The sequence below is a fragment of the Rhabdaerophilum calidifontis genome (genome assembly GCF_008641065.1).
GTDB classification, from domain to species: domain Bacteria; phylum Pseudomonadota; class Alphaproteobacteria; order Rhizobiales; family Beijerinckiaceae; genus Rhabdaerophilum; species Rhabdaerophilum calidifontis.
This window is the reverse complement of sequence record NZ_VTRS01000007.1, coordinates 119,149-142,116: the sequence shown is the minus strand read 5'-3', so window position 1 is coordinate 142,116 and position 22,968 is coordinate 119,149. Positions and strand designations below refer to the sequence as shown.

15 protein-coding genes are annotated in these 22,968 nt (G+C 69.7%); 2 read left to right on the top strand and 13 right to left on the bottom strand.

Annotated elements, in window-relative coordinates:
• Window positions 1-21: 21 nt before the first annotated feature.
• Window positions 22-2,637, top strand: a complete 2,616-nt coding sequence (gene pepN, locus FWJ24_RS12195; protein WP_150288116.1) for an aminopeptidase N — start codon at window positions 22-24, stop codon at window positions 2,635-2,637.
• A 319-nt stretch (window positions 2,638-2,956) separates the two neighbouring features.
• Complete coding sequence (locus FWJ24_RS12190; RefSeq protein ID WP_150288115.1) at window positions 2,957-5,212, top strand: sensor histidine kinase; 2,256 nt, start codon at window positions 2,957-2,959, stop codon at window positions 5,210-5,212.
• Window positions 5,213-5,218: 6 nt separating this feature from the next.
• Here the strand turns inward: FWJ24_RS12190 and FWJ24_RS12185 are convergent, their stop codons facing one another.
• The 13 genes from FWJ24_RS12185 to FWJ24_RS12125 form a co-directional block, all read right to left on the bottom strand.
• Complete coding sequence (locus tag FWJ24_RS12185; protein ID WP_166443692.1) at window positions 5,219-8,149, bottom strand: bifunctional [glutamine synthetase] adenylyltransferase/[glutamine synthetase]-adenylyl-L-tyrosine phosphorylase; 2,931 nt, start codon at window positions 8,147-8,149, stop codon at window positions 5,219-5,221.
• The gene (locus tag FWJ24_RS12180; protein WP_150288113.1) at window positions 8,136-9,626 is read right to left on the bottom strand and encodes a HAMP domain-containing sensor histidine kinase; all 1,491 of its coding nucleotides are present in this window, start codon (window positions 9,624-9,626) and stop codon (window positions 8,136-8,138) included. The genes FWJ24_RS12185 and FWJ24_RS12180 overlap by 14 nt, the downstream gene beginning before the upstream one ends.
• Window positions 9,616-10,296, bottom strand: a complete 681-nt coding sequence (locus FWJ24_RS12175; RefSeq protein WP_150288112.1) for a response regulator transcription factor — start codon at window positions 10,294-10,296, stop codon at window positions 9,616-9,618. Before FWJ24_RS12175 ends, FWJ24_RS12180 begins: the two co-directional genes overlap by 11 nt.
• A 229-nt stretch (window positions 10,297-10,525) precedes the next feature.
• On the bottom strand, window positions 10,526-10,993 hold the full coding sequence (locus FWJ24_RS12170) for a cytochrome c-type biogenesis protein (protein ID WP_150288111.1): 468 nt from the start codon (window positions 10,991-10,993) through the stop codon (window positions 10,526-10,528).
• Window positions 10,994-10,997: 4 nt separating this feature from the next.
• Window positions 10,998-12,965: a heme lyase CcmF/NrfE family subunit gene (locus FWJ24_RS12165; RefSeq protein ID WP_150288110.1), complete on the bottom strand. Its 1,968-nt coding sequence runs from the start codon at window positions 12,963-12,965 to the stop codon at window positions 10,998-11,000.
• Window positions 12,962-13,435: a cytochrome c maturation protein CcmE gene (gene ccmE, locus FWJ24_RS12160; protein ID WP_150288138.1), complete on the bottom strand. Its 474-nt coding sequence runs from the start codon at window positions 13,433-13,435 to the stop codon at window positions 12,962-12,964. The genes FWJ24_RS12165 and ccmE overlap by 4 nt, the downstream gene beginning before the upstream one ends.
• 21 nt (window positions 13,436-13,456) lie before the next feature.
• Window positions 13,457-14,560 (bottom strand): c-type cytochrome biogenesis protein CcmI, encoded by a 1,104-nt coding sequence (ccmI, locus tag FWJ24_RS12155; RefSeq protein WP_150288109.1) that lies wholly within the window; start codon window positions 14,558-14,560, stop codon window positions 13,457-13,459.
• Window positions 14,561-14,725: 165 nt separating this feature from the next.
• Window positions 14,726-16,126 carry a sensor histidine kinase gene (locus FWJ24_RS12150; RefSeq protein WP_150288108.1) on the bottom strand — a complete coding sequence of 467 codons (1,401 nt, stop codon included), beginning with the start codon at window positions 16,124-16,126 and terminating at the stop codon, window positions 14,726-14,728.
• Between the two features lie 4 nt (window positions 16,127-16,130).
• Window positions 16,131-16,814 carry a response regulator transcription factor gene (locus FWJ24_RS12145; protein ID WP_150288107.1) on the bottom strand — a complete coding sequence of 228 codons (684 nt, stop codon included), beginning with the start codon at window positions 16,812-16,814 and terminating at the stop codon, window positions 16,131-16,133.
• Between the two features lie 68 nt (window positions 16,815-16,882).
• On the bottom strand, window positions 16,883-17,659 hold the full coding sequence (locus FWJ24_RS12140; RefSeq protein WP_166443691.1) for a glycoside hydrolase family 108 protein: 777 nt from the start codon (window positions 17,657-17,659) through the stop codon (window positions 16,883-16,885).
• A gap of 38 nt (window positions 17,660-17,697) precedes the next feature.
• Window positions 17,698-21,618 (bottom strand): baseplate multidomain protein megatron, encoded by a 3,921-nt coding sequence (locus FWJ24_RS12135; RefSeq protein WP_150288105.1) that lies wholly within the window; start codon window positions 21,616-21,618, stop codon window positions 17,698-17,700.
• Window positions 21,618-22,073 (bottom strand): C40 family peptidase, encoded by a 456-nt coding sequence (locus tag FWJ24_RS12130; RefSeq protein WP_150288104.1) that lies wholly within the window; start codon window positions 22,071-22,073, stop codon window positions 21,618-21,620. Before FWJ24_RS12130 ends, FWJ24_RS12135 begins: the two co-directional genes overlap by 1 nt.
• Before the next feature lie 9 nt (window positions 22,074-22,082).
• Window positions 22,083-22,967 (bottom strand): DUF2163 domain-containing protein, encoded by an 885-nt coding sequence (locus tag FWJ24_RS12125; RefSeq protein WP_150288103.1) that lies wholly within the window; start codon window positions 22,965-22,967, stop codon window positions 22,083-22,085.
• Window position 22,968: the final 1 nt, after the last annotated feature.

The window sequence follows — 22,968 nt, the reverse complement described above, 5'->3', positions numbered from 1 at the left end:
CTTCCTCCGACAGGATTCCCCATGCGCTCCGAGAACCCGCCCGTCATCCGCCTCGCCGATTACCGCGCGCCGGATTTCCTGATCGAGCATGTCGCGCTCGACCTGCGGCTGGCCCCGGCGGCGACCACGGTCGCGGCGACGCTGACCATGCGCCGCAACCCGGCCGGACGCGCCGGCGTGCCGCTGGAACTCGACGGCGACGAACTCATGCTGGTCTCGGCGGCGATCGACGGCAGCCTGCTCACGCCCGCGGCCTATGTGGCGACGCCGGACCGCCTGGTGATCCCCGCCGTGCCGGACGGCCCCTTCACCTTGCGGCTCGAAACGCATGTGAACCCGGCCGCCAACACCAAGCTGATGGGGCTCTACCGCTCGAACGGCGTCTATTGCACGCAATGCGAGGCGGACGGCTTCCGCCGCATCACCTATTTCCTCGACCGGCCGGACGTGATGGCGACCTGGCGCGTGCGGATCGAGGCGGACAAGGCGGAAGCGCCGCTGCTGCTCTCCAACGGCAACCCGGTCGAGGCCGGCGAACTGCCCGGCGGCCGCCATTTCGCGGTCTGGGACGATCCGCACAAGAAGCCCTGCTACCTGTTCGCCCTGGTCGCCGGCGATCTCGACGCCGTGACCGATCACCACGTCACCCCCTCGGGCCGGCGGGTGACGCTCAATGTCTATGTCGAGCGCGGCAAGGCCGGCCGCGCCGCCTATGCCATGGATGCCCTGAAGCGCGCAATGGCCTGGGACGAAACGGTCTTCGGCCGCGAATACGATCTCGACCTGTTCAACATTGTCGCCGTTTCCGATTTCAACATGGGGGCGATGGAGAACAAGGGCCTCAACATCTTCAACGACCGCTACATCCTCGCCTCGCCAGAGACCGCGACCGATCAAGACTACCATAACATCGAAGCAATCGTCGCGCATGAATACTTCCACAACTGGACGGGAAACCGCATCACCTGCCGCGACTGGTTCCAGCTCTGCCTGAAGGAGGGGCTCACCGTCTTCCGCGACCAGGAATTCTCCTCCGATCAGCGCAGCCGCGCGGTGGAACGCATCGCCAATGTCCAGACGCTGCGCGCCTCGCAATTCGTCGAGGATGCCGGGCCGCTGGCGCATCCGGTCCGCCCGCAGACCTACAAGGAAATCAACAACTTCTACACGGCGACCGTCTACAACAAGGGCTCCGAGCTGATCCAGATGCTGCGCATCCTGGTCGGACCGGAAGCGTTCCGGAAGGGCATGGATCTCTACTTCGCGCGGCATGACGGCGAAGCGGCGATCGTCGAGCAGTTCATCCAGTGCTTCGCCGATGTCTCCGGCCGCGACCTTGCCCCCTTCATGCGCTGGTATGACCAGGCCGGAACGCCTGTGGTGCGCGTGACCGAGGCATATGATGCGGAAAGCGGCACCTATCGGCTCGATTTCCGCCAGGAAACCCCGCCAACCCCCGGCCAGCTGGAAAAGGGGCCGCAGGTGATCCCGATCCGCCTCGGGTTGATTGCACCCTCGGGCGGCGAATGCGCGGCGGAAGAGACGCTGATCCTCGATGGGGCCGCGGCGAGCCGGGTCTGGACCGGGATGGCCGAACGGCCGATCCCGTCGCTGCTGCGCGGCTTTTCGGCGCCGGTGAAGCTCGACATCGCGCGGCGGGACGGCGATCTCCTGACGCTCGCGCGCCACGATACCGACCCGTTCAACCGCTGGCAGGCGCTCCAGGACGCTGCAACCGACCTGCTCCGACGCTCCACCGCCGCAATCCGGCAGGGCGGCGAACCGCTCACCGATGCCCGCCTAGCCGAGGCGATCGGCCATCTCGTCGCGACCAGCGCCGCTGATCCGGCCTTTGCGGCGCTCGCGACCGGCCTGCCAAGCGAAAGCGACATGGCCCGCGAGATCGGCGCCGATGTCGATCCGGACGCGATCGGCCGCGCGGTCGACGGCCTGCGGCAGGCGGTCGGCCGCGCCATCGCCGGCATCGCCCGCGAGACCTATGCCCGCCTCGATGCCGAGCGCGGGTTCAGCCCGGACGGCGCCAGCGCCGGGCGCCGGGCGCTGAAGGCGCAGCTCCTGCGCTATCTCGTCGCCGCCGATCCGGCCACGGGGGGCGAAGCGGCTCGTCGCCAATACGCGCAGGCCGACAACATGACCGACCGGATGGCGGCGCTCGCAGCGCTGCTGATCGCCGAGCCGGACCTGCGCGACCCGGCGCTCGAGGATTTCGCGACGCGCTTCGCCGAGGAACCGCTGATCCTCGACATGTGGTTCGGGCTTCAGGCGCGCATCGGCGGCGCGGATGCGGTGGCGCGGATCCGCGCGCTGACGCGGCATCCGCATTTCACCATCGCCAATCCCAACCGGGTGCGGGCGCTGGTCGGCACGTTCGCGAATGCCAATCCGCGCGGCTTCCATGCGCCGGACGGCGCCGGTTACCGGCTCGTCGCCGAGATCATCGCGGCACTCGATCAGCGCAACCCGCAGGTCGCGGCACGGCTCGCCACCGCGTTCCGCACCTGGCGCAGCCTCGAACCCGGACGGCGGGCGCAGGCGGAAGCGGCGCTGCGCAGCCTCGCCGAAGGCACGGCCCGTTCGCGCGATCTCGGCGACATTCTCGAACGGACACTCTCCTAGCGTTTGCCGATCCGGTCGGACTCGCGGCGCGTGCAGAACCCGACGCGGCGCCGCGCGGCCGACCCCATGCCGAGGTCAGAACACTATGAGAACATAGAGGGGCCAAACAGAATCCGGATCGCCCCAAGGATTCACGCAGCCCATTCCAAGCACTGCCCCGCCATCAAAAGGTGAATCGAGCGTAAATTTTCGCTTGTCACGTCGATTCACCTCGATTCAACTAGAGGTGATTCGGAGCGATGCGGCACATTCTCCGGGTCCGCTGGGGGAAATCGAGGGGGCGGTCATGGTGCGAGCATTCGCGGCCAGTGGTGGCTTGTTGCGTCATGAGACAACCATCGCGCACGGGCTTCCGCCTCTGCCCCATCGGCGCCGCGAGGCACTGCTCGACAAATCCGTCATCGTTCTCGTTCTTGTCTTTCTCGCGATCTCGGCGCTGAGCGTCATCGCGCAATTCACGACCTCGCGCCATGAACAGCTCGAACAGAGCGAGCGGGCGCTGGCGATCGCGGCGCGGATGCTGGCCGGAGAGATCGCGGCGCGGACGCTGCGCGAGGGGACGACGCTGCCGTCGGAACTGCCGGCCAATCTCCACGCGCTCATGGAGCCGGGGCGACGCTTCCTGCTCGTCGACCGCACGGGACATATCCGCGCCGCGAGCGATCCGGCGGCGATTCCGGGTCTGAGCGCCGGGCGGCTCTTCGCCGACCCCCTCGCCATTGCGCGACTCGACAGGCGCGGCACGGTCGAGCAGTTCCGACTCGCGGATGGCGCGCTCGCCAGTGTCGTGCTTGTGGAGGATGCGGCGATCGGCGGCGCGATCCTGGCCATCCAGCCGGTCGAGGACGAACTGGCGCCGTGGCGGCGGCGGGTGGCGACGCTTTCGGCCATCCTTCTCGCCTTCGGAGCGGTCACGATCGCCTTCACGCTGGCCTTCCACGCCCAGCGCCAGCGCGCCGCCCATGCCGGCAACCGGGCACTGGCCCTGCGCTCGCAATTCGAAGTCGCGCTGGAATATGGCCGCTGCGGCCTGTGGGACTGGCCGATCGCCGGCGATCAGGTGCTCTGGTCGACATCGATGCGCAGCCTGCTGGGCATCGGCGGCGTCGGCGCGACGGATCGGGCGATGATCGAGGCGCGGCTGCATCCGGAGGATCGCGACCTGTTCTCGCGGCTCGGCCGGGGGGCCGAGACCGGCGAACTCGATTGCCTGTTCCGCATGCGCCACGAAAGCGGCAGCTGGATCTGGCTGCGGATGCGCGCGATCTTCGTCGAGGATGCCGCCGCCCGTCCCGGCAGGCTCCTCGGCATCGTCATGGACGTGACCCGCGAGCGCGAGGCCGAGGCCGAGATCCACCGCGCCGATGCCCGGCTGCGCGACGCGATCGAATCGATCTCGGAAGCCTTCGTGCTGTGGGACGACAACAACCGGCTCGTCCTGTGCAATTCGAAATACCAGAGTTTCCACGGGCTTTCGTCGGAATGCGTGCGCCGTGGCGCCCCCTACAAGGCGGTGATGGCCGCGGCCCGCGCCCCGCAAATGCTGATCGAGATCGATCGCGGCACCGAACCCACGACCGGCGCCCGCTGCTACGAGGCGCAGTTCGAGGACGGATCCTGGCTGCTGATCAGCGAGCGGCATACCCGCGACGGCGGCTACGTCTCCGTCGGCACCGACATCACGGCGCGCAAGCTGCAGGAGCAGCAATTCGTCGAGAACGAGCGCCAGCTGCGCATGACCGTCACCGATCTCGGCAATTCCCGCGAGGCCTTCCGCCGCCAGGCCGGGCAGCTCGCCGAACTGGCGGATCGCTATCTCGAGCAGAAGGCCGAGGCGATCAGCGCCAACCGGGCGAAGGCCGAATTCCTCGCCAACATGAACCACGAGATCCGCACGCCGCTGAACCATATCATCGGCTTCGCGGAAATCATCGAGACGGAAATGTTCGGCCCGGCCGGCTCGCCGCGCTACGTCGAATATGCCCGCGACATCCGCGAGAGCGGCGCGAGCCTGCTCGGCCTGATCGCCGACATTCTCGACATGGCGCGGATCGAGGCCGGCCGCGTCCGGCTCGAACGGGCGCCGACGCCGATCGGCGCGCTGCTCGCGGCGGCGGCCGAGCATGTCCGCGACGCGGCGGAGGCCAAGGGGGTCACGCTCCGGCTGGAGCCCGACACCGAGGAACAGGCCGGCCAGCGGCTGATCCATGTCGATGCAGGCGCGGTCTCGCAGGCGCTCGCGCATCTGATGCGCAACGGCATCCGTCTCTCCCCCGCCGGCGGCCGCGTCTCCGTCCGGGCGCGCATGGCGGGAGATCACGTCAACATCTTCATTGCCGATCGCGGCTGCCATCTCTCGCCCGGCGAGATCGACCGGCTGATCGCCCCGTTCGGCCATATCGACAGCATGCTGGAGGATGGCTGCAAGGGGTCCGCCCTCGGCATGCCGATCGCCCGGGCGCTGATCGAACTGCATGGCGGCACGATGCGGCTGAAATCGACGCCCGAGATCGGCTCGCTGGTGCTGGTTCGGCTGCCTGTGGCGCCGAATCCGGTGCAGCTCAGCCTGCTGTGAGAGCGCTCACGCCTTGAGCCGCCCGACGATGCGCTCGAACAATGCGCGGTTTGCCTTCTGCGCCTCGCGCAATTCGTTGCGCAGGAACGCGAAATCGGGAAGGTCGAGCAGGCTTGCGAGCCGCCGCTTGTAGACCGGGCTTGCGGTCTCGGCATCGAAAGGGCCGGAAATGCAGAGCCGGTTCACCTGCGTCACCGCGCTCTGGAGCCGCCAGCCGGCCACCAGGGTCTCGGCATCGCCGGCATCGATCAGCCCCTTTCCGGACGCCGCGATGATGGTCTCCGCCGTCCCGAGTCCCACGAGATCGGGATGCGTCGCCGCATGGGCGAGAACCAGGCCCTGGGCGATGAACTCGCAATCGACGAGCCCGCCCGGCCAGTCCTTGACGTCGAACGGATCCCGGCCCGGTTTCTCGCGCGCCATCAGCGCGCGCATGGCGGCGATGTCGGCAAAGAGCCGGCTCGGCTCGCGCGGCGCGGCCAGCAATTCGGCGATCGTACGCGCGACCCGCGCGGCAAGGCCGGCATCGCCGGCCAGAACCCGGGCGCGGCTCAGCGCCATATGCTCCCAGGTCTCGGCTTCACGCGTCTGGTAATCGCGGAAGCCCGGAAGCGAGGTTGCGACCGTACCCTTGCGGCCTGACGGACGAAGGCGGAGATCGATCTCGTAGAGCGTGCCGGTCTTCATCGGCGCCGAAAGCGCCGAGATCAGGCGCTGGGTGAGCCGCGCGAAATATTCCGCCGGCATCAACGCCCGCTCGCCATCCGACAGCGAATCCGGCGGCGCCTCATAGAGGATCACGAGGTCGAGATCCGAATTCGCCGTCATCTCGCGCGAGCCGGCCTTGCCGTAGCCGACCAGAACCATCTCCGCGCCCGGGATCTCGCCATAGATCCGCGCGAATTCCGCGCGCGTGCGGGCGAGAACGAGATCGAGAAAGATCTCGGCGATGGCGGTATGCGCCCGCCCCGCCTCCGCGACGGGCAGGACGCGCGAGAGCACCCGCGTGCCGAGCAGGAACCGCTCGGCGCGCGCCAGCTCGCGGGCGCGGTCGAGGAAATCCTCGAACAGACCCTCGCGTTCGAGCCGCGGGGCGATGCGGGCGCGGGCATCGGCGGGGCGCAGGCCGCGCACGAATTCCGGATCGACCAGCACGTCGAGCACATGCGGGTTCTGCGCCACGATCTCCGAAAGCCGCGGTGCCGTGCCGAGAATCTCGGCGAAGAGCCGGCGCAGATCGCCGTTGTTCTTGAGAATCGCCAGCAATTCGACCGCCGCCGGCATCCTGACCAGCGCGTTGTCGAAGGCGTTGAGCGCGCCGTCCGGGTCCGAGGCACTGCTGAAGGCCTCGAGCAGGCCCGGAACCAGATCGGTAACGATCTCGCGCGCCCTGGGCGTGGTGATGGCCGGTCGGCGGCCGAAATGCCAGCCGCGTACGGTCTCCGCCGCGGCCTCCGGGCGCTGGAAGCCGAGCCGGCGCAGGGTCCGCAACGTTTCCGGATCGTCCTCGACGCCGGTGAAGACCAGGCTGCCGGATGCCGAAGCGAGGCCCGGAACGGCTTCGAACAGCCGGGCGTAATGGCGCTCGACGATGCGCATCTCCCGGGTCAACGCCTTGTCGAGCCCGGCGCGCGTGAACCCCGCGAGACGCGCGAGCGCAGCGAGATCCTCGTCGGATTTCGGCAATTTCTGCGTCTGCTCGTCATTGACCATCTGCACGCGATGTTCGAGATCGCGCAGGAAGCGATAGGCGCCGGCGAGTTCACGCGCTGCTTCGGGGGTGATCCAGCCCTCGCGCGCCAGTTCCTCCAGCATGTCGAGCGTGCGCGCCCCGCGCAGGACCGGCCGCCGGCCGCCATAGACGAGCTGCTGGGTCTGCACGAAGAACTCGATCTCGCGGATGCCGCCGCGCCCGACCTTGAGATCGTGCCCCGGCACCACGATCTCCTCGTGGCCGCGCACGGCATAGATCTGCCGCTTCATGGCGTGAATATCGGCGATCGCGGCGTAATCGAAATATTTGCGCCAGATGAACGGCGCGAGATCGGCAATGAACCGCGCCCCGGCGGCAAGATCGCCCGCCACCGGCCGCGCCTTGATCAGCGCGGCGCGCTCCCAGTTCTGGCCCACGGTCTCGTAATAGCCAAGCGCGGCGTTGACCGGCATCGCGATCGGCGTCATCCCCGGATCGGGGCGGAGGCGGAGATCGACGCGCTGAACATAGCCATCGGCGTTGCGTTCGTTGAGAAGCCGGACGATGCCCTTGACGAGGCCGATCGCGAGCCCTGCGGGGTCGGTCGCGGAGGTCAGGCCCGGCCGCGTCGGGTCGTAGAAGATCGCGAGATCGATATCGGAGGAATAATTGAGTTCCCGCGCGCCATGCTTGCCGAGCGCGAGCACGAACAGGCCCAGTTCCGTTTCCGGCGCCGACGGATCGGGTGGCGTGAACCGGCCCGCGCGCAGCGCCTCCCCGAGCCCGAAGCGCAGGGCGGCGGCCACTGAAGCATCCGCGAAATCCGACAGCGCCTCCGTCACGGCCACGGTGTCGAACACGCCGCCAAGATCGGCAAGCGCGATCAGCAGTGCCGCCCGCGCCTTGGCCTCGCGCAGCGCGCGCATCGCGTCCGCCGGGACGGCCAGCAGCCCGGCGGCGCGCGTCTCGGCGAGGATCTCCGCGAGCTGGGCAGCCGGCGGCGCGGCGAGCATCGCGGCGAGCACCTCCGGCCGGCGCCGAACGAGGCGCCAGAGATAGGGCGATCCTTCCGCGATCGCGGCGAGAAGCGCACGCGGCTCCGGCCGCCCGTCGAGCAGCGGGCGGAGGGTGGCGGCCTCGGAATCGGCGAGCCAGTCGTCGAGGCGGCGAATGCCCTCGCGGCCGGATTTGGCGCGGGGGCGAAGCGTGGCGAGCAGGGGAGAGGCAGGATCAGGCGGAGGCATCGCCGCGATCATCGGCGAGGCGCGGGCCCCTGGCAAGGGCCGGATCAGCAAGACCCGGATCGGCGAGCGCCGGCAATGCCAGCACCGCCCGCAGGCCCGGCGCGTTATCCTCCAACCGGAGCTGGCCGCCATGAAGCCGCGCGACGGCCGCGACGAGGCTGAGCCCGAGGCCGAAGCCCGGCTGGGCGCGGCTCGGATCGAGCCGCACGAACCGCTCCGTCACGCGCTCGCGGTCCCCCGCAGGAATGCCGGCGCCCCGATCCGTCACCGCGATCTCGATCGTCTCGCCCGCGCGGCGGGCGGCAAGGTCGATTCCGGCCGTGCCGTCCGGTACGTCAGGCTCAGGTTTTCCGTATTTCAGCGCGTTGTCGAGCAGATTGGCGATCGCCTGGCCGATCAGCTCGCGATTGGCGCGCAGCATCAAACCCGGCTCGATCGCAACCGAGAGCGGCATGCCGGCTTCCTCGGCGAGCGGCTCGTAAAGCTCGGCGATGCCGGAGAGCATTTCGTCCACCGCCAGCGGCTGGAGGCTCTGCGCGAGATTGCCGGCCTCGGCGCGGGCGATCATCAGCAAGGCGTCGAAGATGCGGATCAGCTGGTCGCTTTCCTCGATCGCGCGCTCGAGCGCCTCGCGGCTTTCCGCGAGCGTCGTCGCCTTGCGCAGGCTTTCCTCGGCGCCGTTGCGCAGCCGGGTCAGCGGCGTGCGCAGATCATGCGCGACATTGCCGGAGAGTTCGCGCAGGCCAGCCATCAATTCGCCGATCCGGTCGAGCATCTGGTTGAGATGATGGGCGAGCCGGTCGAATTCGTCATCGGTGTTCGAGACCGGCAAGCGTTCGGACAGCGAGCCTTCCATGATCCGGGCGCTCGAGGCGGCGATGGCGTCGACGCGCGCCAGCACGCGCTTGGTGACGAACCAGGCGCCGAACCCGCCGAGCAGCAGCACCATGACCAGCGACCAGCCGCGGGCCCGGCGGATCACCTCGTTGAGGCGCGCGCGCTCTTCAAGATCGCGCCCGACGAACAGCCGCACGCCACTCGGCAGCACGAAGACGCGGAGCCGCGCGAGTCGCTGCACCTCCTCGGGCTCGTCCGGCCAGTTGAAGCGCGCCTCCGTCCAGCCGGGATTCTGCTGCAGCGCCGGGACGCGCAGGATCGCGTTGCCGGTGATGGAATCGCCGCGCGCATCGACAAGCAGGTAGATGAAGGAACCGCTCTGCCGGCCGCGCCGCTCGATAATGGTGATGAGCCGCCGCATGCCGCCCTGGCGATATTGCTCCGCGAGTGCGGCGATCTCGGTCTCGATCGTTTCCGTGATCTGGGCATCGAGCAGACGGCGGGTATTCCAGGCGATGTATCCCAGCACGAACACCGCGAAGATCAGGAAGATGACGAGATAGACCGCCGAGAGCTTGAAGGCCGAGGTGCGGATGATCTGGCCGAAGGCGCCGGGCCTGCGCGCCGGATCAGCGGCCATTGTCGCGGATCATGTAGCCCGCACCGCGCACCGTATGCAGCAATGCCGGGCCGGGGCCGCGGTCGATCTTGCCGCGCAGCCGCGAGATATGGACGTCGATCACGTTGGTCTGGGGGTCGAAATGGTAATCCCAGACATTCTCGAGCAGCATCGTCCGCGTCACCACCTGCCCGGCATGGCGCATGAGATATTCGAGCAGGCGGAATTCGCGCGGCTGGAGCGGGATCTCCTCGCCGCCGCGGGTAACGCGATGGGCAAGCCGGTCGAGTTCGAGATCGGCGACGCGATAGGTGAGTTGCGCGCTCTGCGGGTTCTGGCGGCGCGCCAGCGCCTCGATCCGCGCAAGCGCCTCGGTGAAGGCATAGGGCTTGGTCAGGTAATCATCGCCGCCTGCGCGCAGCCCGAGCACCCGGTCATCGACCTGGCCGAGCGCGGAGAGGATCAGCACCGGAACCGTCCGCTTCTCGGCCCTGAGCGCCGTGATCAGCGACAACCCGTCGCGCTTCGGCAGCATCCGGTCGATGATCAGCACGTCATAAGCGCCGGCGAGCGCCATTTCGAGGCCCTGCTCGCCATCGGTCGCGAGATCCGCGACATGTCCGGCTTCTCCCAGCGCGCGAACAAGGTAGCGGCCGGCTTCCTGATCATCTTCGACGACGAGAAGTTTCATGCGCTGGGCCGGTCGATTCGGATGTCCTCACCTCGCCACCGGCTGGCGGGATCGTCAAGCGGCGCGGGCACTGGGTGGTGGTCCCGCGGGGAAATCCGGAGCGGGGGGCGACGGGGGTTGACCGAACCTCTCGCCGCGGGACCTGAGCCTCTTGTAGAGGGGCGCCAGTCACGCGAACCTGTCCGGAACATGAAAAATCGTTAATGCCCCGGGGCCGCGACCCGGCCTGTCAATCCTGCCGGGGCGTGTCGAGAAGCCGGCGCAAGGCCGCCTCTTCCTCGGCGCTGAGCGGCGCCGCCGCCAGGGTCGCTGCGCGGCGGCGGCGGAACAGCGTCCACACCGCCCCTGCCCCGGCGAGCAGCGCGAGCGCCGGCAGGCTCCACAGCAGGAGCGTCCGCTCCGAGAATGGCGGGTTGAGCAGCACGAATTCACCATAGCGCGCAACGAGAAAATCGCGGATCTGCCGATCGCTGTCGCCGGCGGCGATCCGTTCGCGCACGAGCCGCCGCAGATCGGCGGCAAGCACAGCGTCGGAATCGTCGATCGACTGGTTCTGGCAGACGAGGCAGCGCAATTCGAGCGAGAGGCGCCGCGCGCGGGCCTCCTGCGCGGGATCGGCCAGCCGCTCGCCGGGCTGCACCGCGAGCCCCGGCAAAATCGCCATGACCAGCAGAAAAAGGGCGGTGAACGGGCGCATCGGCCTATTCCGCCGGGTTCGTCGCCAGGCCGCGCGCGCGGGCGGGAATGCCGATCCGCAGCCGGCGATCGCTCAGCGAGAGCAGGCCGCCGAACGCCATCAGCACCGGCCCGAGCCAGATCAGCAGCACGAAGGGCTTGTCATAGGCGCGGATATCGACGCGGCTGCCCTCGTGAACCTCGCCGAGCGCGACATAGACCTCGCCGAGTCCGTGGCGATAGCGCGCCACCTCGGAGGTCGGCATCTCGCGGCCGAGATAGACGCGCTTGGCCGGGGCGAGTTCGGCAAGGCGGCTGGTGGCGTCATGCAGGGCGAAGCGGGCCGCGAGGGCGGAATAATTCGGCCCCGTATAGGGCGCAATCCCCTCGAGAGTGAGCGTGTAGGCGCCGAGCGCAATCCGCTCGCCGAGCCGGAGCGAGGCGATGCGCTCGGTCTCGAACGCGGTCGCGGCGATGCCGAGCACCATCAGCCCGGCGCCGGCATGGGCGAGCGCCATGGCGACAACCGAACGTGGGAGGCCCGCGAGCCGGCCGAGGATCCGCGCCCGCCCCCCTCGTGCCGCACGCTCGACGAGATCATCGAGCGCGCCGAGCACGAGATAGGCGCCGAGCGCCGCGCCGAGCAGCGCGAGAACCGGCCCGCCGCGTTCGGCATAGGCGATGAGCGCGGCCAGCGCGAGGCCGGCGGCGGCACACCACCAGAGCCGCAGCGACGGCGCGAGCGTGCCGCGCTTCCAGGCCAGTTTCTGCCCGATCGGGATCATCAGGAAGAGCGGCACCATCAGCGGCACCGCCGCAGCATTGAAGAAGGGTGGCCCGACCGAGATCTTCGCGCCGGTCAGCGCCTCGAGCAGCAGCGGATAGAGCGTGCCGACGAAAACCGCGAGCGCCGTCACCGACAGGAACAGGTTGTTGAAAACCAGCGCGCCCTCCCGGCTCAGCGGCGCGAAGAGCCCGCCCCCCTCCATCGCGCCGGCCCGCAGCGCGTAGAGCACGAAGGAGCCGCCGATGAAGGCGACAAGGATCACGAGAATGAACAGCCCGCGCTCCGGATCCACCGCGAAGGCATGGACCGAGGTCAGCACGCCGGAACGCACGAGGAAGGTGCCCAGCAGCGAGAGCGAGAAGGTGATGACGGCGAGCAGGATGGTCCAGGTCTTCAGTGCCTCCCGCTTCTCCATGACGATCGCGGAATGCAGCAGCGCGGTTCCCGTCAGCCAGGGCATGAGCGAGGCGTTCTCGACCGGATCCCAGAACCAGTAACCGCCCCAGCCCAGCTCGTAATAGGCCCAGTAGGAGCCCATCGCGATGCCGAGCGTCAGCGCGATCCAGGCCGCCAGCGTCCAGGGCCGGACGAGGCGCGCGAAGGCAGCGTCGACCCGGCCGAGCAGCAAAGCCGCGGCGGCGAAGGAGAAGACGATCGAGAACCCGACATAGCCGAGATAGAGCAGCGGCGGATGGATCGCGAGGCCTGGATCCTGCAGGACGGGGTTGAGCCCCCGCCCCTCGATCGGCGCCGGGTCGAGCCGCAGGAAGGGATTCGAGGTGAAGAGCAGGAAGGCGAGGAAGGCGGCGGCGATCATGCCCTGGACCGCAAGCGTCGCGCCGACCATGTCATCGGCGAGGCGGCGCGAGAGCAGCGCCACCCCCGCGCCGAACAGCGCGAGGATCAGCACCCAGAGCAGCATCGAGCCTTCGTGATTGCCCCAGAGCCCGCTCCATTTGTAGAGCACGGGCTTCAGCGAATGCGAATTCTCGACCACGTTGCGCACCGAGAAATCCGAGGCGAGATAGGCCTGCGTCAGCGCGAGGAAGGCGATCGTCACCAGCGCGAATTGCGCCAGCGCCGCCGGTTGTGCGGTGCGCGCCAGCATGCCGTCGCCGCGCAGCGCGCCCCAGAGCGGCACAACCGCCTGGAACAGCGCCAGAGCCAGCGCAAGCGCCAGCGCGAAATGTCCGGTCTCGACGATCATGGCTTCGAGCCCTCCCCGGCGCCCGGCTTGGCACCCTCGGCATGGCGCCAGACGCCCTGCTTCTTGAGGCTGTCCGCCACCTCGCGCGGCATGTAGTTCTCGTCATGCTTCGCGAGCACGTTCGTGGCGTTGAAGACGCCGCCAGCCCCGAGGCGGCCCTCGGCCACCACGCCCTGCCCCTCACGGAAGAGATCGGGCAGCAGGCCCTGATAGACCACCCTCACCGTCTCGGCGCCGTCGGTGACGGCGAAGCGGACGCGCTGGTCCGGCTCCCGGGTCAGGCTGCCTTCCGCCACGAGCCCGCCGAGCCGGAAGGCTTCGCCGGGCGCGACCTTGCCGGCGACGACCTCGCTCGGCGAGCGGAAGAACACGATCTGGTCGCGCAGGGCCGTGAGGATCAGCCCCAGAGCCACGGCGAGAACCAGACCGACGAGGCCGATCAGCGCCAGACGCTTCTGCTTGCGGGTCATTGCCATGCCTGCGCTCCCATGTCAGTCCGCTGCCTCGCCGTCACCCGGCAGGGCGGCAATGGCCGCCTCGAACCCGTCGAGCGCCGCGCCGGCCTCGGCACCGAGCGCCGCCCGCGCGCGCTGCAGCGCCGCCGCCGCCGCCCGGCGCTCGCCGAGCACGATCCGCGCCTGCACGAGCCGCCGCCACTCGGATGCCGTGCCACCCTCCGCGCCGAGGCGTTGGTCAAGCGCCGCGACCATGCTCCGGATCGCCTCGCGCTGCGCCTCGGGCGGCAGGGCGGCGATCGCCGCGCCAGGCTCGCCCGCGATGGCGGCGAGCCGCGCGATCTCCTCCTCGACCCGAAGCCGCGCCGGCCCTTCGGGCATGCCTGCCGCCAGGGCGCGCAGGTCACCGAGCGCGCCGGCGCGGTCGCCATCCTGCTCGCGCAGCAGCGCGATATAGAACCGTGCCTTGGCGAAGCCGGGATCAAGCACCAGTGCGCGCTCGAAAGCCTGCCGCGCCTCGGCGCTGACGATTCCGTTGCCGACCGCCACCAGGCTCTCCCCGAGATCGGCGAGCCGCGCCGGGCTTTCGCCCAGAAGATCGATGACCCGGCGATAGGCATGCACGGCATCGGCGGCGCGACCGAGCCGGAGATAGACCGGGGCGACAACCTCGAAGCCCCGGCCGTCGTTCGGATTCTTCTGGAGATGCGCCTTGATGCGGTACAGCGCGCCGGCGATATCGAGATTCTGCGGCGCCGTCGGCCGCGCGGCCAGCGGCAGATCCGGGCGCTGCGGCGCGCCGAGCGTCAGATAGGTCGCGAGCGCCAGCGCGGGAATGCCGAGCATCGCGCCAAGCGCGGCCTGCTTCCGGCGGCGCACGATGTCGGGATCGGCGCCCTTTGCCGTCAGCGTGCGCTCCGCAGCGAGCAGGCGGCGCGCCTGTTCGGCGCCGGCGGCCGCGAATTCATCCGGGCCGATCTCGCCGGCATCGCGCTGCCGTTCGAGTTCCATCCGGCGCGCATGGTAAAAGGCCAGGGCGGCGGCCAGGGGATCCCCCCCTGCGCGGCGTGCCATCAGGGGGGCGAGCGCGAACGCGACCGCCGCCGCCGTGAGGACAAGCATCATGATCCACAGCATCATCGGCGCGCCATCCGATGGAACAGGCGCGCCGAACGCGTGTCCGGGCCGGATGCCGTCTTGATCCGACGCAAGCGGGGGCGCGCCTGCGGGCACCTGATATCCTTCATACCGGAGGAGATAGCAGAAGCCCGCCGCGCTGCAACCCGGAGAAGCCGGGGCACGGTGTCACAAAGCCGGGAGTACGAGGCGGGCGCGCAACCCGCCGAGGGGTGAATCCTCCAGCGCGAAATGCCCGCCATAGAGCGTCGCGAGATCGACGACGATCGAGAGGCCGAGGCCCGATCCGGGTTTGGTCTCGTCGAGCCGGCGGCCGCGCTTGGTTGCCTCCACCCGCGCCGCTTCGGGCAGGCCGGGTCCGTCATCATCGACGGTCAGCGCGATCATCGGGGCTGCAACGCCCTCCACGCGCTGGACGCGGATCACCACGCGCGTCTGGGCCCATTTCCCGGCATTGTCGACGAGATTACCGACCGCCTCTTCGAGATCCTGCTTCTCGCCCCGGAAGCGCAGCGCGGTGGCGATCTCGGCCTCGAACCGCACCTCGCGATCACGGTAGATCTTCTCAAAGGCGCGGATGAAGGCGGCGATCACCGGCTCGATCTCGGTGACGTGGCCGATCGTCGCGGCGCGCGCGGCGGCCTGCGCGCGATCGAGATAATATTGCACCTGATCGCGCATCAGCGCCGATTGCTCGCGCACCTTTTCGGCGAGCGGACCGGAATCGCCGCTCGCCTCGTTGATCAGCACCGAGAGCGGCGTCTTGAGCGCATGGGCAAGATTGCCGACCTGGCGGCGCGCGCGGGCGACGATCTCGCGGTTGACGTCGAGCACCTGGTTCAGCTCCTGCGCGAGCGGTGCGACCTCGTCGGGGAACGAACCCTCGACATGCTCCTTCTCGCCCGCCCGCACCCGCGCCAGCGCCCGGCTCAGGCGGCGCAGCGGCCTGAGGCCGAACCGCACCTGGAGATAGGCCGAGGCGGCGAGCGCGAGGCCGAGCAGAGTCAGGATGACGCTCAGGGTCAGGTCGAAGCGGCGGCGCTCCTCCACGATCTCGTCCGAATTCCCCGCAACCGAGATGATGAAGCGGTTCTGCTCGCCGAGATCGATCTCCTGCTCGACGATGCGGATCGTGCGGCCCTCGGGCCCGGTCAGGTAGCCGTCGCGGAAATCGCCGCGCTGCGAGGGCTGGCCGGGCTCGACAAGCGCCGGCAGGCGGTTGGAGAACAGCGAGCGCGAAGTGCGTAGGATCGCCGTTGTGCCGGCCTCGCGATCGACCCGGACGATCTGCCAGTACCAACCCGAAAGCGGGATCTGGAATTGCGGCTCGCCGAGATTGCCGGGCTCGACATTGGCATTGCCGTCGGTCAGCGCAGCGACATCCGCCACCAGCACCTTCAGATAGAGTTTCAGCCGCTCGTCAAACCCCGCCTCGACCGATCGCCGGTTGATCGTCGAGAGGATCGTCCCGGCCGCCACGAGCACGATCGTCGAGAGCACGATGGCCGAAAGGAACAGGCGACCGGCGAGCGAACCGGGGTTGATCGGCGAAAGGAACCGCCAGGCCATCGCGTCAGCGCTTGGGCGCGCCCGGCGCCTCGCCGGCCTGCGCGATATAGCCGAGGCCGCGCACGGTCTGGATGATGTCGACGCCGAGCTTCTTGCGCAGACGCCCGACAAAAACCTCGATCGTATTGGAATCACGGTCGAAATCCTGGTCGTAAAGATGCTCGACCAGTTCCGTGCGCGAGACCACGCGCCCTTGGTGATGGATGAGATAGGCGAGCAGGCGGTATTCGTGCGAGGTAAGCCGCACCGCATTGCCGTCGACGACGACGCGGCTCGACCGCGTATCGAGCGTCACCGGGCCGCAATGGAGTTCGCTCGTCGCATGGCCCGCTGCCCGGCGCAGCAGCGCGCGCAGGCGGGCGAGCACCTCCTCCATGTGGAAGGGCTTGGTCACGTAATCATCCGCGCCCGCATCGAAGCCCTGGACCTTCTCGCTCCACCGGTCGCGCGCGGTGAGGATCAGCACCGGCATGGTGCGGCCGTCGCGGCGCCATTTCTCCAGGACGCGGATCCCGTCCAGAAGCGGCAGGCCCATATCGAGCACCACCCCGTCATAGGGTTCGGTATCGCCGAGGAAATGCCCCTCCTCGCCGTCGAAGGCCTTGTCCACGGCATAGCCGGCATCCTCCAGCGCCGCGACGAGCTGGCGGTTGAGGTCGCGGTCATCCTCGACGACGAGAAGGCGCATGGTTCACTCCTGACAATGCCGACGCCCTCCTATACCAGCTTCACCGGCGGGCGAGGCAAGCCCGGCGATCAGATCAGCCGCCGGGTCGCGATCACGCGGAAGATCGTCGAGAGCACGAAGCCGAGCCCGGCCAGCCCCTGGAGCAAGTTCTCGACCAGCGCGTCACGGTCGAGCCCGCCCACGTCGAAGCCGAGCCAGGACAGGGCAAGCGCCGCGAACCCGACGGCATTGGCCCAGACCGTGCGGCTCGACAGAATGGTCTTGGTGGTCTCCATGGTATCTTTCTCCTTGATGCTGTTGCTATTCTTGTCAGCCTGCCGCTTTCCCTCCGGCCGTCCCTGTCCAGCGGCCAGCGCGAGCGCGCGCGCCTCGATCGCGGCGACGCGCCGTGCCCAGCCGCGGCCGAACACGCCATGGGCGGGCAGGGATTGAAGAAAGGCGCGTCGCGCGGCGCAGAGCGCGCGGATGCTCGCCGCGCTGTCCGCCGCCCGCGCCGCCGCCAGCGTCCTCGGGCCGATCAGCCCGTCGGCTGGCACTGCGAGAACCCGTTGCAGCAGCCGCACGGCTCGGCCGGGGCCGGAATTGACCGCGAGATCGAACACCGCGAGGTCGAGCCCGGCGGGCAGTTCGTCGGCCCGGATACGGTCCCAATAGCGCGCGCGGTAGATCGCTGCCGCCTCCGCGCGGCTCAACGCCCGCACCTCGTCGCGGGTCACGGGCCGCCCGCGCCATTCGGCGAGCGTCGCCTGCGTGATGCCCATCATCGTCGCGCCGCCGGGATCGTCCGGATGGTCGGCGAAACCGCCCTCGTGCCGGAGCACGGCGGCAAGTGCAGTCTGGAACATGTCGTGCGCCATCGCAAACAGCCTCGCAGGTCCGGGAATCAGCGCACGGGCAGCAGCATTTCCAGCGCATCGCCCGGCCCGACGAGCATGCTCATCTGCCGGATACGGACCGCGAGCGCGGTCTGCGCGACGCCGAAATCGGCGATTTCCTCCGCCGACGGGTAGAGATATTCCGTCCCGCCCAGCGCGATCGTGCGGATGGGAATGGCGCCATCCAGGATCTCAAGCTGGTATTCCTCGCGATCCTCGGCGAGCGGCACCTCGAACAGATCGAGCGAATCCCCCCCCGTGCGGGCGCGCCGGATGAAGCGGATCCGGATGCCCCCGGCCTCGCGGTGCGCGGTGGGGTGGACGGGCGCCAGCGGCCGCAAGGCGTGGCCGGCGATCGTCGCCGCGAGCGCCGTCTGGCTGGGATCGCCGGGCGCGCGGCCGGCCGGCAGCACGATCGCCGCGACCTGCTGGCCGATCGCCTCCGTCCCGAGCCCGAGATCGACCAGCGCATTGTCGAGCACGACAAAAGCCGCGCCGGCAGGCAGCAGGCGGCCGGCCGCAGCCTCGGAAAGGCCGATTCCGCGCAGCAACCCTGTCAGGCGATAGGTATTCGCGCCGATGAGCGCCGCCTCGCGCGCGAGCACGAGCTCGATTCCGCCAGCGGAATCGATCAGCGCCAGCGCATTGCCGCCCGCGAGCGTCTCGGCCTCGGAGAGGCTCGCCAGCGCGCCGCCCTCGAGGCGGATCTCCAGCCGCGCGCCGTGATCCCAGCGCCAGAGCGGCCCCGGCGGCAGCGCCGTCAGCGTCTCGCCGATCCGTGCCGGCGCGATCGCGCTCCCGAGAGGCCGGACGCCCCCGCCATCCACCCGCGCGATCGCATAAGGCCCGCGCCAGGGTTCGGCGCGGACCGAGGCGACGAGGAGCCCGCCGGCGCCGCGCGGCAGCGGCAATTCGAGCAGACGCGCCTCGGCCGGCCCCGGCAACGGGGGCGGCGACGGCGCGGCGGGCTGTTCGTCGAGCGCCGGCACGTCATCGGCGAAGGCGGGATCAAGGCCGCGCCCCTCGACATCGCGGATGCCGCGATCGGTGAGCCGGTCGACCAGAACCCGGCGTGGGCCGGAGGCGGTCGGGATTTCGACCAGATCGCCAGGCTCGATCGGCGGCGCCCCGCGCGCGAGCGAGAAGCGGAAGCTCTCGCGCGCCGACCAGATATCCTGGAGCCGCGTCTCGGCGATCCGCTGCGCGGCGGCGAGCGGGACATGGATCGCCACCGCCTCGCCCTCCTCGCGCATCGTCCGGGCATCGTTCTTCTCGGCCTGGACCACGGCGCGGCGGAAATCGCGCTCCGAATCGGTGAATTGCAGCTGGAGCCGGCGCGGCATCTCGGTTTCCTGCCGGCGCGTGATCTCGATCCGGCGTCCGTCGCGGGCCTCGACGAGCATCTCCTCGGGGATGGTCGCGACGACAGCACTCGGGCGGCCGATGAAGGCCACGCGATCGCCCTCGATGCGCACCGCAAGCCCGAAGAGACCGGCGAGCGGCTCGATTGCGGCGCGGGCGCTCATCGGACGCTCGATCACATAGCCGTCGACGATCCCGTCCACCGCGCGGAAGGCGGGCGGATCGAGCCCGAGATCCGCCGCGATCATCGCGATCAGCGCCGCGATCGGCACCGCCTCGATCCGGCCGTTGAGCCAATGGCCGCGATGCCAGTTCCCTCCGTCCGACCACAGCCCGGTCAGGCGCGGGAAGGCGGGATAGGGGCGCGCATCCCAGGCCCAGGGCGCGATGAAACCCGGCGCAACCATCCGGATGCCGTTGATCGGCGAAAGCGGATTGTTCGCCGCCGCGAAATCCGGCGCGGAGGGATCGAAATGGCGCAGGATCGCCTCCAGCGCGCGGCGCTGCACGAGATCGTCGCGCGCACCGATGGAGGCGTAAGGGAAGGCGTTCTCGGAGGATTTCGGATCGGGAAAGACGTTCGGCTGGTTCGCGCCCTTGTCCACCGCCGGGCAACCGATCTCGGTCAGGAAGATCGGCTTGACCGGGCCGGGATAAGCGGTCGGCTGGCCGAGTTCGAGGCCGCCGACGCGCTCGACATGCGGGCCGAGCCACCAGCCCGCGAGATCCTTCGGCCGGAAGACCCATGGCTTGCCATAGGCGCCGTCGGTGATCGGCTGCCGGATCTGGCCCGTGCGCGCCGCATCATCGGCGTAATACCAGTCATATCCCTCGCCGGAGGCGATCCGCGCGCGCAGGTAATCCGGATCCGCCGGACCATAGGCCTCCGCCGCGTCGAGATGGTCGCGGCCGGGCCGCCAATCGGACAGCGGCATGTAGAAATCGATGCCGATGGCGCCGATCTCTGGATGCGCCCAGACGGGATCGAGCGGAAAGCGCAGCTCCTGCCCGCCGTCGCGGGCTTGCGCGCCGTATTCGGTCCAGTCCGCCGCGTAGGTGATCACCGTGCCCGGGCCGAGGATCGCGCGGATATCCGAGATCAGCGCGAGCAGGGCCTGAACGAAGGGATAGGCGCCGTTGCCGGCAGAGAGATGCGTCAGACCCACCAGTTCGGAGCCGAGGATGAAGGTCTCGACCTCGCCTGCCGCCCTGGCCAGCATCGCATGGTGCAGCACCATGCGCCGGAGACTCCATTCCTCCGGGCCCGAATAGAGCACCGTGTCGCCGTCGAGCGCGAAATGCGCCGGGGATGCGGTGCCGATCAGCGCAGCGATCTGCCCGGATACCGCCGGCGTGCCTTCCGGCGAACCGGACTGCCCCGGCGCGGGGTCGCAGGTGATCCGCCCGCGCCAGGGGAAGGGGGGCTGATTCGCGCCGCCGCCATAGGGATCCGGCCGGCCATTCCCGGCCGGAATATCCATAAGGATGAACGGATGCAGCGCCACCTGGAGCCCACGTGCGCGCAGATCGCGGATGGCGTCGATCACGCTCTGGTCGGCGGGCGTGCCGCCGTAATTCGGGCGACCGTCATAGGCCGAGACGGGGAGCGCCTCGGCGCGGGTCAGCCCGCAGACGCGCCATTCGCCGCCGAGGATCGCCTTGCCGGATTTCTCGACCCTGGGCCGCAGCGTGCAATGCGCGGCGCGCAGGTCGTCGCCGAACCAGGCGGAAACCAGCGTCGCGCGTTCGAGTTCCGGCATCAGCGCCTGGAGCTGGTCGAGCGAGGCGTCCCAGTCGGTCGCATGCGTCCATTGCGCGCGGTTGACCGCCTGCGAGGCGCCATAGCCGAAATCCTCGCGGATCTCGCCCGTGCTGTAGCCGAATTCCGTCGAACCGGGAATGATGTTGATCGCGCGGATCATCCTGGGAAGTCCCGGCGCGGGCCGCACGATCTCGAAGGCGAATTGCGGCAGGCGGTTGCCATAGCGTTCGAGCGGCAGGCGCTCGAAGACGATATAGGCGAGGCCGCGGAAGCCCGGCAGCGCCGCCGTGCCCTGCTTGGCGACGATCAGCGGGTCGGGCGCCTGATCCTCGGTGCCGGGGTAGAAGCGCATCGCCACGCCGGCGAGGTCGAGTTCCTCGCCATCGGCCCAGATACGGCGCAGGAAGGCGACAGGCCCCTCGCAGAGGCCGATCGCGACATTGGCGAAATAGCTGTAGCGCACGGTCTCGGTGACGGGCGCGCTCCCGCCGCCGAGCGATTTGCCGCCCCCCGAGCCGGAACGCTCGATCGTCCGGCTCTCCTCGAACTCGGTCGCCCAGATCACCTGGCCGCCGATGCGCACCCGGCCATAGACGCGCGGAATCGGCGCGCCCTCGCTGGCGGAGATCCCCGCGAGATCGGAGAGGCGCGGCCCCTCGATCACGCGCTTGCCGGCGCCGAGCAGCGAGCGGTCGATCATCGCGCCGACGGTGCCGCCGACCGCCGAGCCGATCGCGGCGCCGAAAGGCCCGCCGAGGAAGGAGCCGACCGCGGTTCCCGCGATCTGGAGCGCAATTGTCGCCATCAATCCACCATGCCGGGAAAGTCGAAGGTCGCGGCGAGCCGCCGCCGCCATTGGGGAACGATCGCCACCTCGGCGACCGCGGCGCCATCATGGGCGTGGATCATCCGGTCCGGCGCCGTGGCAATGCCGCAATGCTTGGCGGGAAGGCCGGGCCGCCAGCGGAAGAGCAGCACCGCGCCGGGGGCGATGCTGCCGTCCGCGCGCGGCGCGAGATGGCGCCGGGCCGCCTCGATCAGCGGATCGCCGCCGCCGATCTCAGCCCAGGCGGGGGAATAGGGGCCTAGTGCCGCCGGTTCCGGGCCGATCAGCTCGCGCCAGAGGCCGCGCAGCAGCCCGAGGCAATCGCAGCCCGCGCCGCGCAGCGAGGCCTGATGCCGGTAGGGGGTTCCGATCCAGCCGCGCGCGGCGGTGACAATCGCCGCGCGGGTCGGCTGCGGGGCTGCGGAGGCGCTCATCGGCCGCCCTCACGCAACCAGCGGCCGGCCGAGATGCCGGCCCTCGCCCGTCCGGGCATAGGTCAGCACGAAATCCGGCGCCGGGATATGGGGAAAGCCGCGGAAGTTCACGGCATTGCCGAACCGGTCGCGGCAGGTCGCAAAACGCTTGTCGCAGCCGGCCCTGGCAGTAACGGAATCGCCGAGCGCCATCGCGCGGACCAGCGGCTGCCACAGAACGAGCACGCCGCCCGGGCGGTGCTCCTTGATCAGGGCCGAGCCGCCCGCATTGGCGCCGGAGATGAAATGCAGCAGCCCGCGGGTGAACAGCCCGGTGGCGCTGCCGGCAAGCGCCGGCACAGCAAGGGTCAGCGATCCGTCCGTTTCCCCGATCACCCCGTCGAGGCGATAGGGCGGGCCGCCGAGCCCGATCCCGCAGCGCGTATCGCCGAGTTCGGCGTCACACGCGGCGGCGAAGAGCCGGCCGCGCGCCTGGTCGTAGGCGTGCAGTGCGCTGCGCGTCTCGGCGACGAAGCGGCCGTCGAGCCGCCGGATCTCGCCGAGCGTCGCCACCTCGATCAGGCCATCGAGCGCGGGAGCCGACCAGTCGACGAGATAGGTCCGGAGTTCGGCGCCGTCATAGAGCCCGGCCTCGATCTCTTCGGGCAGGATGCGGGCGCTCGACAGCGAGCCCGCCACCTCGCCGCCGGTAACGGCCATCCCGGCGCCCGCCTCGGTCGCGCTCGCCTCGAAGCCACCCTGCGCCTCGAAGGTCCGGCCGTCGATCACGAGGTCGCGGTCATGATCGGTCAGGCCCAGCGCGAAGCCGTCCGGGCGCGTCAGCAGCCAGCAGCGGCAATGCGTGGTCACGCCGGAGGCGAGGCCCGCGGCGAGAACGGGGGGCAGCATGCGCATG

Bases quoted from the DNA above. Each gene is read 5' to 3' on its own strand.
- FWJ24_RS12185 (WP_166443692.1), bottom strand. From the start codon at position 8,149: ATGCCTCCGCCTGATCCTGCCTCTCCCCTGCTCGCCACGCTTCGCCCC.
- FWJ24_RS12145 (WP_150288107.1), bottom strand. From the start codon at position 16,814: ATGCGCCTTCTCGTCGTCGAGGATGACCGCGACCTCAACCGCCAGCTC.
- FWJ24_RS12125 (WP_150288103.1), bottom strand. From the start codon at position 22,967: ATGCGCATGCTGCCCCCCGTTCTCGCCGCGGGCCTCGCCTCCGGCGTG.
- ccmE (WP_150288138.1), bottom strand. From the start codon at position 13,435: ATGACCCGCAAGCAGAAGCGTCTGGCGCTGATCGGCCTCGTCGGTCTG.
- FWJ24_RS12135 (WP_150288105.1), bottom strand. From the start codon at position 21,618: ATGGCGACAATTGCGCTCCAGATCGCGGGAACCGCGGTCGGCTCCTTC.
- ccmI (WP_150288109.1), bottom strand. From the start codon at position 14,560: ATGATGCTGTGGATCATGATGCTTGTCCTCACGGCGGCGGCGGTCGCG.
- FWJ24_RS12175 (WP_150288112.1), bottom strand. From the start codon at position 10,296: ATGAAACTTCTCGTCGTCGAAGATGATCAGGAAGCCGGCCGCTACCTT.
- pepN (WP_150288116.1), top strand. From the start codon at position 22: ATGCGCTCCGAGAACCCGCCCGTCATCCGCCTCGCCGATTACCGCGCG.
- FWJ24_RS12165 (WP_150288110.1), bottom strand. From the start codon at position 12,965: ATGATCGTCGAGACCGGACATTTCGCGCTGGCGCTTGCGCTGGCTCTG.
- FWJ24_RS12170 (WP_150288111.1), bottom strand. From the start codon at position 10,993: ATGCGCCCGTTCACCGCCCTTTTTCTGCTGGTCATGGCGATTTTGCCG.
- FWJ24_RS12180 (WP_150288113.1), bottom strand. From the start codon at position 9,626: ATGGCCGCTGATCCGGCGCGCAGGCCCGGCGCCTTCGGCCAGATCATC.
- FWJ24_RS12140 (WP_166443691.1), bottom strand. From the start codon at position 17,659: ATGTTCCAGACTGCACTTGCCGCCGTGCTCCGGCACGAGGGCGGTTTC.
- FWJ24_RS12150 (WP_150288108.1), bottom strand. From the start codon at position 16,126: ATGGCCTGGCGGTTCCTTTCGCCGATCAACCCCGGTTCGCTCGCCGGT.
- FWJ24_RS12130 (WP_150288104.1), bottom strand. From the start codon at position 22,073: ATGAGCGCCTCCGCAGCCCCGCAGCCGACCCGCGCGGCGATTGTCACC.